The 12,859-nt window shown below is 38.7% G+C and carries 11 protein-coding genes; 5 read left to right on the top strand and 6 right to left on the bottom strand.

Annotated elements, in window-relative coordinates:
• Nucleotides 1–21 precede the first annotated feature (21 nt).
• Genes BMW42_RS10600 through BMW42_RS10615 form a run of 4 tightly spaced genes read left to right on the top strand, consistent with a single transcriptional unit; the run spans nt 22 to nt 3,609 of the window.
• The gene (locus BMW42_RS10600) at nt 22–807 is read left to right on the top strand and encodes an SDR family oxidoreductase (protein WP_092767734.1); all 786 of its coding nucleotides are present in this window, start codon (nt 22–24) and stop codon (nt 805–807) included.
• Between the two features lie 21 nt (nt 808–828).
• Complete coding sequence (locus BMW42_RS10605; RefSeq protein WP_092767736.1) at nt 829–2,067, top strand: styrene monooxygenase/indole monooxygenase family protein; 1,239 nt, start codon at nt 829–831, stop codon at nt 2,065–2,067.
• A 19-nt stretch (nt 2,068–2,086) separates the two neighbouring features.
• The gene (locus BMW42_RS10610; RefSeq protein ID WP_092767738.1) at nt 2,087–2,611 is read left to right on the top strand and encodes a flavin reductase family protein; all 525 of its coding nucleotides are present in this window, start codon (nt 2,087–2,089) and stop codon (nt 2,609–2,611) included.
• A gap of 53 nt (nt 2,612–2,664) precedes the next feature.
• A complete protein-coding gene (locus BMW42_RS10615; RefSeq protein WP_092767740.1) occupies nt 2,665–3,609 on the top strand; it encodes a SphA family protein in 945 nt (314 codons plus the stop codon).
• A gap of 48 nt (nt 3,610–3,657) precedes the next feature.
• On the opposite strand, the gene BMW42_RS10620 is transcribed toward BMW42_RS10615, so the two are convergent.
• Nucleotides 3,658–4,695, bottom strand: a complete 1,038-nt coding sequence (locus BMW42_RS10620; RefSeq protein ID WP_092767742.1) for an AraC family transcriptional regulator — start codon at nt 4,693–4,695, stop codon at nt 3,658–3,660.
• Between the two features lie 459 nt (nt 4,696–5,154).
• Here BMW42_RS10620 and BMW42_RS10625 point away from each other — a divergent pair, with 459 nt between their 5' ends.
• Nucleotides 5,155–6,135 (top strand): AraC family transcriptional regulator, encoded by a 981-nt coding sequence (locus BMW42_RS10625; RefSeq protein ID WP_092767745.1) that lies wholly within the window; start codon nt 5,155–5,157, stop codon nt 6,133–6,135.
• Between the two features lie 43 nt (nt 6,136–6,178).
• On the opposite strand, the gene BMW42_RS10630 is transcribed toward BMW42_RS10625, so the two are convergent.
• The 5 genes from BMW42_RS10630 to BMW42_RS10650 form a co-directional block, all read right to left on the bottom strand.
• Nucleotides 6,179–7,522 (bottom strand): MFS transporter, encoded by a 1,344-nt coding sequence (locus BMW42_RS10630; RefSeq protein ID WP_092767747.1) that lies wholly within the window; start codon nt 7,520–7,522, stop codon nt 6,179–6,181.
• Nucleotides 7,523–7,620: 98 nt separating this feature from the next.
• Nucleotides 7,621–8,655 carry an anthranilate 1,2-dioxygenase electron transfer component AntC gene (gene antC / locus BMW42_RS10635; protein WP_092767749.1) on the bottom strand — a complete coding sequence of 345 codons (1,035 nt, stop codon included), beginning with the start codon at nt 8,653–8,655 and terminating at the stop codon, nt 7,621–7,623.
• Between the two features lie 11 nt (nt 8,656–8,666).
• Complete coding sequence (gene antB / locus BMW42_RS10640) at nt 8,667–9,158, bottom strand: anthranilate 1,2-dioxygenase small subunit (RefSeq protein WP_035266119.1); 492 nt, start codon at nt 9,156–9,158, stop codon at nt 8,667–8,669.
• 2 nt (nt 9,159–9,160) lie between these two features.
• Complete coding sequence (gene antA, locus BMW42_RS10645; RefSeq protein ID WP_035266117.1) at nt 9,161–10,597, bottom strand: anthranilate 1,2-dioxygenase large subunit; 1,437 nt, start codon at nt 10,595–10,597, stop codon at nt 9,161–9,163.
• A gap of 230 nt (nt 10,598–10,827) precedes the next feature.
• Nucleotides 10,828–12,831, bottom strand: a complete 2,004-nt coding sequence (locus BMW42_RS10650) for an esterase/lipase family protein (protein WP_092767847.1) — start codon at nt 12,829–12,831, stop codon at nt 10,828–10,830.
• Between the last annotated feature and the right edge of the window lie 28 nt (nt 12,832–12,859).

Consider the following 12,859-nt stretch of genomic DNA (forward strand, 5'->3'; position numbering starts at 1 on the left):
TCAAAATATTTGGGGCAAAAAATGGAATTAAATATTAAAGATAAAGTTGCCATTGTCAGTGGTGGATCAACGTTGATTGGACAGGCTGTGGTTCAAAGTCTCGTGAATTTAGGGGCTAAAGTTGCCATTTTAGACATTGATGACTACGGAAAAACCATAGCTGCGCAACATCCTTATGAAGTGATGTTTATACAAACTGATCTAACTTCAGACATTGCAATTCAGGAAGCGGTGAACAGCATCAGAAATCATCTAGGTGAAGTCAGTTATTTGGTGAACTTGGCATGTACCTATCTTGATGATGGCTTCAAATCACCAAGATCAGATTGGTTAAAAGCATTAGATATCAATTTGGTGTCTATTGTTGAGCTAACGCGTGCCGTATATGAAGATTTGCAAAAAAATAAAGGGTCAGTGGTGAATTTCACCTCGATTTCAGCGCAATGTGCTCAAACGGGACGTTGGTTATATCCAGTTTCTAAAGCGGCAATTTTACAACTGACCAAATCGATGGCAATGGATTTTGCGCCAGATGGTATCCGTGTCAACTCAGTTTCACCAGGTTGGACTTGGTCGAGAGTGATTTCTGAAGTGAGTGGACAAAATCGTGCGAAAGCTGATGCTGTAGCAAGTGATTATCATCTCTTGGGACGTTTGGGTAATCCGGCAGAAGTGGCAAATGTAGTGACATTCTTATTGTCGGATGCTGCAAGTTTTGTGACTGGCGCAGACTATGCAGTAGATGGTGGGTATTCAGTCATGGGGCCTGAAACGAATCAACCCGCAATACCACGTTTAGCAGAATAAATTAAATATTGGAGAATAAAGATGAGAAAAATTGCAATTGTTGGTGCAGGTCAGTCAGGACTTCAACTTGGATTAGGACTGCTGGATAAGGGATATGACATCACGATTTTATCGAATAAAACTCCTGATGAGATTCGTCAAGGTAAAGTCATGTCTAGTCAATGTATGTTCCATACTGCGTTACAGACTGAGCGTGATTTAGGACTAAATTTTTGGGAAGAGCATTGTCCAGCGGTAGAAGGTATTAGTTTTGCTTTGGTTGATCCAGCAAGTGGTGAAAGAGCATTTAAATGGAGTGCGCGATTAGAGCGTTATGCTCAATCTGTTGATCAACGTGTCAAGATGCCTTATTGGCTTGAAGAGTTTCAGCGCCGTGGAGGCAAGTTTGTTCTCCAAGACGTCGGTCTAAACGAATTAGAACATTTGGCTGACGAGTATGAATTAGTGCTCTTGGCTGCGGGTAAAGGTGAAGTGGTTAAAGAGTTTGTACGTGACGCAGAACGTAGCACTTTTGACAAACCTCAGCGTGCATTGGCTTTGACTTATGTGAATGGAATGAAGCCCATTTCGCCATACTCGAGAGTGAGCTTTAATATTATTCCTGGGGTGGGTGAGTATTTTTGTTTTCCTGCGCTTACAGTAAATGGTCCATGTGACATTATGGTTTTTGAAGGGATTCCTAATGGTCCTATGGATTGCTGGGCTGAAGTTAAAACACCAGAAGAACATTTAAATAAAAGCTTAGAAATTCTGAAACAACATTTGCCGTGGGAATATGAGCGTTGTCAAGACGTGACGCTGACAGATCATGGAGGATATTTAGCAGGACGATTCCCGCCAACAGTACGTAAACCTGTCATGACATTGGCTTCTGGTAAAAAAATATTTGGTATGGCAGATGCATTGGTGGTGAATGATCCAATCACAGGTCAAGGATCAAATAATGCAGCTAAGTGTAGCAAGGTTTATTTCGATGCGATCTTAGCACACGGTAATCAAGCGTTTACTGAAGATTGGATGGAGTCAACGTTTGAGAAATATTGGTCATATGCTGAAAAAGTCGTGAGCTGGACAAATAGTTTATTGGTTCCACCTCGACCTCATGTTGTTGAGCTACTAGGTGCAGCCTCTCAAAATCACAATTTAGCTTCTCAGATCGTTAATAATTTTGATGATCCACGTAACTTTTCACCGTGGTGGTTTGACGAAAACGCAGCGAAAGAATTATTAGAAACAGATCAAGTTTCTCAAGTGGCTTGATGGAACTGAGGTGTTAAAAATGGATGTATTAGATAAAATTAATCTGCAAGAGATTGACATCAGTAATCCTCGCGAGATTCGTAATCTTCTTGGTCAGTTTGCCACAGGTGTTACCGTAATCACCACACGTGGAACGGATGGACGAAAAGTGGGTATGACAGCCAATTCATTTTCTTCGTTGTCATTAGATCCACCGCTTGTGTTGTGGAGCTTGTCGAAAACAGCACCAAGTTTGCCCGATTTTGTTGCAGCTGAGCACTTTGCAGTTCATATGTTAACGAAGGAGCAGCATCAGCTTTCTACCCATTTTGCCCGTGGTGCACAAGATAAGTTTGCCACAGTTGATCATGGTGAATGTGATACAGGTGTTCCATTACTGAACGAAGCACTTGCTACACTTGTTTGTAAAAATGTACAGCAATACGAAGGTGGCGATCACTTGATTTTTATCGGTGAAATTCAAAAATATCAACAAACTGCTGGTGAGCCCTTAGTATTTCATGCTGGTCGTTACCAAATTGCAGCGTGCCATCCAGACCTTTAATCATTGCTTTAAAAACCACGATGAATAATCGTGGTTTTTTATGGGAAATACACATGAAAAATAAAATTATATTAAGTGCTTTAACCTTGTTTACTACAGCAAATTCATCACATGTTCTTGCTTATGATTTACCGACTGTGAATTTGGGTATGACCAGCTTTCTAGATGGTGGACTACCAGCTGGACCTGGTTGGTATTCGCAAACGTATTTTCAACATTATGACAGTGATAAGTTGAGAGATGCGAGTGGACAAAGGCTTCCGCTGCCCAAAACAGATTTAAATTATCAAGTGATTGTCGAGCAATTAAGTTACATGTCGACCTATAAACCGACTGCTCATTCAAGTCTAGGTCTGAATTTACTTATCCCTTATTTAAGTAAAATCAGTGTTGACGATGGTTTAAATAATCAAGCCTTAAAAGCTAAAAGTGGATTTGGAGATTTGATGATTGGTCCATTTCTCCAGTTTGATCCAGTCATGGGTGAACAGGGACCAAAATTTGTCCATCGAATAGAATTACAGATAAATTTGCCAACAGGGGAATATCAGCAAAACCGTGATATTAATCCGGGTAATAATGCATTTTCCTTCAATCCATATTGGGCTGCAACGTATTGGTTTAATCCGAAATGGACAGCTTCGACACGCGCTCATTATTTGTATAATTTTAAAAATGATGATCCAACTTATGGTTTTGGTGCTGCTGATGACATCCAAGCGGGGCAAGCAGTACACATTAACCTAGCATCTGAATATGCTGTACATGATCAGATTCGATTGGGTTTAAGTGGGTACTATTTAAAACAGCTTACCGATACTAAAGTTGATGGTGTAAAAGTCGATGGTCGCAAAGAAAGTGTGTGGGCAGTTGGACCTGGACTTATGTATAGTCACTCGCCAAAAAATCATGTCATCGCAAATGCATATTTCGAGCATGATGCAAAAAATAGAACTGAAGGCGATCGATTTCAAATTCGATACATTCATCATTTCTAATCAAAAAAGCCTGTGATTTCACAGGCTTTTTTATTGACAGACATAAAATTAAGAGAAGAGTGAATTTTGTGTAATCTTACGCGTTGATGATGGCAGCTCGCCATAACGACGTTTGTACTCTTGTGAAAAACGACCTAAATGAGTAAAGCCCCACTTAAATGCAACATCAGTGACCGTGGCATGTTCATTATTCATCAGTTCAAGATGAGCTTGTTCAAAACGAAGCTCACGTAAATATGCCATAGGGGTAATGCCAAAATGGTTTTTGAATCCTGCAAAGAGTGTTCGTGCACTTACACCTGATTGTTCCGCCAAGACTTCTATGTTGAGTGGTTCATGTAAGTGGTGGTGAATGTATGCTTCAGCACGTTTGATAAAGTAGGGCGCTAATTTTTTCTCATGATGAGAATTTGCTTTAAAAAAAGCATTATTTGGTTGTCCATAAATAAGCGCATTAAATAGATTTGATTCAAACTGCTTAAATGCAAGTGGGTGGTGGAGAGGATGATGCTCACATTTAAGTGCATCCATCATGGTTCTCAAAAGTTGCAGAAAATAACCACCAGATTGAGTGGTAAAATCAAGTCGAGGATTAAAAATTACATTTTTTTGTTCAGATTTCACGATATGTTGCTGACAATGATGTGCAAAATCATCTTTTGAAATTTTGAGAATGAGTTGAGGGGAGTGAGCACGCCAGCGCATTCTGAGTGATTGGTCAGGTGAGATAATTGACGCTACTTCTGAGTATGAAATAAATTTATCTTGACCAAATTCAATTTCAGCATAGCCTCGAGTAGGAATCTGAATAAGATAAAACTTTTCAAGTTGATCTGGTTCGATCAATACATCTGCGCCATATTCCAAGCGGCTGATAGAAAGAGCCCCAGTTTGAACATGATGCATGCTTGCACTAAAATTTTTAGCTGATTTTAACACTTTTAGAGCATGAGGCTTAAAAATTTGCCCTACATTTTTACAAGTTTCGCTCAAATCTGCTTGATTGAAGACCAAGTTTTGACTGTTGAAAATTGATTCATTACTAAAATTTTGCCCAGTTAGCTGAGAGGAATGAAGCTGGTTCATTGTGAATCCTTTTGGCTCATTAGTAGTCCGTACCATGACAGTAGTGTTAAATTGATATCATGGAATGAGATTTACGATATAAATAAATGAAGCAATATTCAGACCAGAAATAATAATTTTAAAATTTAATAGCTATAGTGGTAATTGAAAAAAATTACATTTATTTATATCAGCCCTATCCTTAGGACGTTATTTAAAAATCTATCTCTATAATCGCTGAATGTCAAATAAAACCAAATTTTTTATCATTGTGATTTTAATATAAGTTAATGAAAAATAATAAAAAATTAAAATACCTATTAAGTAATATAAGATACCAAATTAGTATTTTTTAATTTACTAATCTGTGTTCAAAAATATATTTAAATATTTAGTCGAAGCGAAGAGACTTTATTTCGACATTATTATTAAAATTGTTTTATAGTATTTATCATGATTCAAAATAGCTAGGTGAACAGGATGATCACACTCAGCCAACATAAGGATCTTAGTCACGCATCGCGTGAATTGAACGTTGCTCAACGATTAATGAGCCTTATTTGTGGTTCACATCAATTAGAAACTGCTCGTAAAGATCAGCTTGATTTTCATTATTCAGGTATACGCTTGCCGAGTAAAAAAATGGCAATTGGCTGTATCAGTTATGGCACAGATGTGTCTATTCAAATTCAGCAGCTAGGTGCATACAGTATCAGTTTGCCTATTCATGGACAGCAAACATTGCGTATGAATGGAGAAACTCATTTATCACACAGTAATAATGGAATCATTGTTTCTAGTCAGGATCAGCAAGAACTCATCATTCACCGTAATTGTAAAAAATTTCAAGTGGTGATTCCTGAAGAAAGTGTCAAATCTGTACTTTCCAATTTGCTTTCTAAACCTGTTAAAGAGCGGGTGATTTTTGAGCCAGATATGCCATTTAGTGAAGATAACTTCCTAAGATTGTGGTGGAATAATATTCAACAATGTTTATCGCTCAGGCAAGATTATTCTCGTTTTGATGGTTTAAATCTGCTTTCTCAAGATTATGAAAGTTTTTTGATTAAGGCTTTGCTTTTAACCCAGCACAATAATTATTCCAATGAATTAAGATCGCTCCAAGAGTATCAGCTTCCGAAGCCAGTCATGTTGGTCAGAGAGTTTATCCATCGTTTTGCTGATCAAGAGTTGGATGCATCAGATTTAGTCATGATATCGGGAACTTCAAAATCGACTTTATACCGTGAGTTTCAACAAGCGCTGCATATGAGTCCTATGGATTATTTAAAAAACTATAGACTTGAACAGATTCATCATGCTTTGCTGCAGAACAATGCAAATATTTCCATTTCGAGATTGGCTTATGACTGGGGATTCAGACATTTAGGACGATTTTCTCAAGAATACAAAGCCAAATATGGGGTTCTCCCGAGTGAAACACTTAAAATAATGGTTTAAAAAAAAGCCCCTTGATTGGGGCTTTTTAATGACTGAGTTGAGATTACTGCGTTACCTCTGCAGTTGCAGTATTGGCTGATTCAGGTTGTTTTAGTCCTTTTAATGCGAGCGCAATAAACGAAATAAATGTCGGAATTGCTAGGACATAGAAAATACCTGCAAGAGATAATTCAAAAGTAAAAATCAGTGATCCGTAGAACGCACCTAAGATCGCACCGATACGACCAATACCATGCATCCATGAAACACCTACACCGCGGCACACTGAAGGGTAGAACAGTGCTGTTAATGGAAGTAGTGATGATTGAGCACCCACTAATAATGCGCCAATTAAGAAAATTGCAATACCGAGTAAAACAATACTTTGGCTTACGAATGCTGCAACGAAGAACAATACAAATGCTGCGAGATAAGAATATTTAATCACAGTATTTGGATTAACTTTATCCATATACCACCCCATAAAGCATGCACCTATTACACCGCCGAATGGGAAAATCGCTGCAATTAAACTAAACTGTTCTGTTGTGAATCCAGCGGTTTTAAGAATAGTCGGCATCCAGCTGGTTAACAGATAAAATACCATTAGGCTGGTAAAGCAACACAGCCAAAGCATTGCTGAACCCCAAAAGTATTTGCTAAATAAAATTTTAACAGGGCTTTGTTTAGGATCTAATACTTCTGCTTCAGGTAGAACAAATACAGTACTTTGATCAAATGTTTGACCGTGAATCTTCTCAAGAATTGGTTTTGCTTTTTCTTGACGATTTTGTTTGATGAGGTATTGAGGTGATTCAGGTAACTTGGTAATCAAAAATACCAATACAATGAGTGGGATTACACCGCCAATAATAATGACATTTGCCCACCCTTGATTCTCTAATAAGAACGCAGATAAGACACCGCCACTTGAGATCCCTAACATAAATCCGCAACCTGCTAATCCGGTCAGGAATGCTTTACGTTTTAGAGGCATGTATTCGGATACCATTGTGCTGATATTCGGCATAGCCGCACCAAGTCCGACCCCTGTAATAAAACGATAGATCATAAGTTCTTGTGTGTTAGAAGCAAATCCACACATGATGGTGAAAATTGAAAACAACAAAGTCGTCATTACGATGACACCCTTGCGTCCAAATTTATCTGATAATGGTCCTGAGATAATGGCGCCGATCGACATGCCTACTAAGGCCGCACTCAGCACAGGTGCTAGATCTGGTTTTGAAATCCCCCAATCATCTAACAATGCTGGTGCAATAAAGCCTAAGATGCCAGTGTCTAATCCATCACAGAAAAAAACCAAAAACCCCAGAAAGAAAACTGTCCATTGTAAAGGGGACATTTTTTCCCGATCAATAACGTCATTTACAATTATTTTTTGCATTTAAAATTTCCATATATTCAAACGTTAGAACAAAAAAGGACTATCGTTTGCAAAGAATATTAACGATAGTCCTTAGTGATTGTCATCAGCTCATTTAATTATCTAGAGCTATGACTTTGAATAAACTTCTCACTGTAAACACGTCCGTTGTCTATCTGGTGATCAGCTAACCAATTTTTGACAGCATCGATCATTGGTGGCGGACCACACAAATACATATCGAATGCTGATTCGCTTAATTGCGATTGATCTAAATGTTCGTGGATAAATCCTTTTTTTCCAGTCCAATCATTAGAAGGTTGTCCGATTACGGGATGATACTCAAAGTGTGGAATCTTAGCTGAGTATGCTTTTAACCTTTCTTGTTCACACAAATCTTGCTCTTTGTTTACACCATAATACAGATGTACTGGTGGAATTTGAGGTTGTTTCACAATTTGATCTAGCATTCCTAAAAATGCTGACAATCCAGTACCTCCTGCGACAAAGACTAATGGCTTTTCTTTTTCCACTTCGCGAAGATAAAAACTTCCTAAAGGTGCTTCGAGTAAAATTGTATCCCCAACTTTTGCTCGATCTCGCAGATAGTCACTCATGAGACCTTGCGGGAGTAAGCGAATTAAAAACTGTAATTGATTACCTTCATTGGGTAAATTGGCAAAGGAATAAGAACGCCAATCATTTGCATCAGGAATTTTTAATCGAGCATATTGACCCGGTAAATAATCAATTTTCTGCGTATGTTGACTGGCATCTACATGAATGATTGCCGTAGTTTCAGAGACTAATTCTACGTGAGTCACTTTGGTTTCGAGTTGAAGTGTTTCACCAGCATTACAGAAACTTGAGTCATGATCGAAATAGAATGCAGCATTCGATTGCACTCGTGTTTGACAAGCTAAAATTTTACGCTCTGCCAGATCACGTTCGGTTAATGCTTCTTCATCGACATAATCTTGAGTGTAATTGCCACTTTCACATTGCCCTTGACAGGTTGCGCAAACGCCTTCACGGCAGTCTAAAGGCAATGTGATACCTTGACGGAACGCAGCATCAAGTAAAAGCTCATCATTATTCACAGAGATAAAGAACGTTTTACCATCTGCAAAGTTGAGTGCAACAGAATGACTCATTCTTTTACTCCTTAAACGTGATAGAAGTCGAGCACAGAATCAATTTTGTCATTCAACAAAATGGTGTGCTGTTTACGAATGCGGAAAGTGTCTTCATGTTGACGAAGGATATAAGTGACATGCCCGTAAAAATAGCCTTCTAAACCTTGGCGGTTATAGAATGTCGACCAACCCGCTTTAACTTCTAATAATCCGTCTTCAAGTGTTTTTACACGGATGTTGTGAATCGCATGCATGAGACGCGGAAGGGGCGTAGCTGATGCAGCTTTACCAGTTCCTATACGGAATACGCGATCTTCAAGGCCAGCACGGTTTTCATAATAGATATATGAAAGCCCTTGGTTTGGATCAGTGACGTATTCATGGTCACTAATCCATTGTGGAATGTGGTATTCGCTGTCCTCGTCATAGAGTTCTAGATATGCGTCCCATTCATAGTTGTCACAAAGCGCAGATTTTTCATATAAAAATTGAGAAACTTGATGTACAAGAGCTTGTGTCATGATTAAGCCTCCTCAGTTGTCGCTTGTGATGCAGGGCATTCGTGTGGTTCAGAAGTATCTTCAGTGAGTTTAAGTGCTTTATTTTTTAAGCCTTTTAACATGAGATCGCGCCAAACTTGGTGTTGATTGACATATAAACCTTCTTGAGTGATTTCAGTACCCGTGATGACTGGTTTGATCCCTAATGTTTGAGCATTCGGGCTGTCGCCATAATTCCACTTGTGATAACCGCGCGAAATGTCACTCCAGCGTTCTAAACGAGCTTGGAAACCACGCTGTTGTTCACGGAATTCGACTAAATCGTCAGGTGTGCCTAAGCCCGATACGTTGAAGAAATCTTCGAATTGACGAATACGGTTACGACGTGCTTCAGCCGACTCACCTTTAACACCAATACACTGGCTAATGACTTCAGTTTTATTCCACGCAACTGGACGAATAATACGAAGTTGCGAACTGATTTGATCCATAAAGAAAAGGCTTGGGTATAAGTTCAAGTTTCTGAGACGATGCATTGCCCATTCAGCACGTTTTTGACCATATTTTTCAACCAGATATGGCATCACAGTTGCGTAACCAGGACGTACAGTTGGGTTAGGCATGTCACTAAACAAAACGTTATGACCATTTTTAAATGAGAACCAACCATCATCAGTTGTGTCATCACCAGCACCTAATTTACTGTAATCAAGTGTGTCCTTTGGTCCTGTCCCTTTTTGTGCATTCAGTTGCTGACGATATTGAACTGTAGAGACATAGTTATAGTGAACAGTACTTACGTGGTAGCCATCTACACCATTTTCATTTTGTAGCTTCCAGTTTCCAGCAAAGGTATATGCTGATTTACCCGGTAAAACTTCTAATTCACCTGTAGGTGATTGTTCAACCATAAGATCAAGGAAAACACGTGTATCACCTAAATAATCTTCTAAGGTGTCTGTAGCTGTTGTATCTAAACTAACGAAGACAAATCCTTTATAACTTGCAATACGTGCTTTTTTTAGACCTCGTGATGATTTATCAAAGTCATCACAATACTCACCAGGAGCTTTAACTTTTACGAGGCGACCATCCGATTTGTAACACCAAGCATGGAACGGGCAGGTAAATGTGGATTGATTACCTTTAGCAACTCGGGTCAATGTAGCACCACGGTGCTCGCAGGCATTGACCATTGCATTTAAATTACCTTGACCATCACGGTTAATGATGAGCGGTTGGCGACCAATTTGAACAGTGACAAAGTCATTTGGTTTTGGAATTTCACTTTCATGACACGCGTAGATCCACACCTTTTCAAAGATCATTTCCATTTCTAGATCAAAAAGTTCTGGTTCAGTAAACATGTCACGTGCGATACGATAGACGCCATCCTCTGGTCGAAAATCGATACATCCTTCAATAAAATCATGCCATTCGATGCTGCTACGAGATCCCATGGTCTAACTCCTTATATCACTTGATTTCATTTATCTTTGAATCTATTGAACAGTGATTAACGGAGTCAGGCTATCCAGTTTGTTCTAATCGTTATCCATTTTTTCTCAAATATTTTATGGAGAAGGTAGTTAAAAATATGAGTGGGATTCAAAAGTCGTCCTTTGGGACTATAAAAACAAAAAGCCGATGCATCTTTGATACATCGGCTGATAAAAGCTAAAGGAAATCGTTATTTGGCAATTCCAAGCTCTGTCAAATGAAGTCTTAGGATTCGTCTTAATTCCAAAACAGCTTCAGGCGTTTCCTGAATTGAGTGACCACCTTTGATAATAATCTCAGATTGTGCCCCTTTAAGATGAGCACTCTGATAAGGCACGATCCCATCTGACATAACAGTAGGATCTTTACTCTCAGTCACATTCCCCATGATGGAGTGAAATTTAAATCCTTTAATTGGCGTCACAGGTGAGGTTAATTTGGTGAAAGGAGAGTTGTGACTCAGATCACTCGGACCATTTTGAATCAATCCATGACCTAAGTCTTTGACAAAATGTTTAATATTAATATCTTTATCTGAGAGCGATTCAGCAAATGCACCCAAAAATGCACCTGGCAACTTGATCACTTTACGCGCAGCTCGTGTAAACCAACGATCAGCATAATCTGTCCCTCGATGAGGTGCTGCTAAGAAAATAGCACGATTGAACTGTGGCACAGGTTTGATTTGTAAACGAGCTTTAAATAAAGGTTCATTCTTAAAGCGGCTAATTTGAGAATTTTTTAATTGAGACAATGCAGGTTGTGTTAAATCAGCTTGGCTCACCAATAATCTTGAAATAATACCACCCATACTATGTCCAATCAGAACTGCATCTTTAGCTGATGCTGTAGATTGATCAAGTGAATTAAATGCTTGTTGAATGATCGCATTCACCTGAAAGCGACTTTCTAAAATTGGCATATTGGTTGAGTAAAATACTTGCCAAACTTGATAATGCTCTCTTAGAACATTATCTCCCATAATGTCATTGGTTAATGCAATCCAAGCTTCTGGACTGCTTGCAAGTCCATGCACCAAAACAATAATTTTTTTGTTTGGATTATAGGGTTCGAGCATAAAGAGATGAGGCATTGTGATTGTATTGTCACGATCAATCAAACTCAAATATGCGGCAGCACCTAAGTTATTTTCGGCAAGCCACAAACCATAAGGTGCAGAGTAATTCGCAGCTAAGGGATAAACTTTTCCACCTACTTTTAATTGATCTAATCCATAAGGATCATAAATATTCAGGGTGAAATGCGGGTCATTCAGAATATCCTCTACATTACTTTGACTCGCAGGCTCAGCGGTCATCGTGACTGAAAGATAACGTGGTGGATGAATGTTAGGATTACGACCATTTTTATAAGCGTGATTTAATGGATCTACAATATATTTACCCGAATCGCTATTTCGCTCTGGCGCTGGAAGCGTTGCGACAAATTCCGCACCGAAACCATCTCGACGGTTAATCGAACGCAATCCGCTAAAATTGAGATTGTAGCTTGAAAGCAGGCTATCTAATTTTCGATTAGCAATCTGAGGGTAATGGTCATAGTTGACGGTATAAATGCTTTGACCAATTTTTATTTGTTTGGGAACTTTTTCATCCGTATAGCGCATACCATAGGTCATCACCATTTTCGCCAAGGCTTGATTGTAGAAATCTCGTATTTGAACTTGTCTATTATCGAAAATACGGTCGCTTGGTTGGCGTTTTGTCTTGAATAGATAGGCATAACTATAACGAATACTTTTATCAAGCATTGCTAACTGTTGGTCAAGACATTGACTATAGTTTTCTTGATGAAGTTTTTGCTTTTCTTCTGACTGATATTTATTAATTAAACTGGTATTACAATCAGAAGAATTACTGAGGGTTAATGCCCGTGTCAAATATGCTTCACTTGCAGTTGAATAAAGTTGTTCATCTTGAATTTGTTTTATTTTTTTTAGATCAGATACGCATTTATCTGGATCATTAGAGCAACTTTCAGCCTCACTGCCTGTCATGGAGAGGACATTCAGACTCGCTTCACTCATTTTTTTACGCGTTAATATGCTATCTCGTTCATTCGCGATCGAAACATTAAGCGCTTGATTTTTTACACTGACGACTTGGCAGCCTGTCATAAATAGTGGTGTTGCGAGCAGTAGGACGCCGATGTATTTATTGTTCATCATAAACATATTTTCAACTGTCAGCATGAATCATTAA

The sequence above is a fragment of the Acinetobacter sp. DSM 11652 genome, assembly GCF_900109815.1.
GTDB lineage: Bacteria > Pseudomonadota > Gammaproteobacteria > Pseudomonadales > Moraxellaceae > Acinetobacter.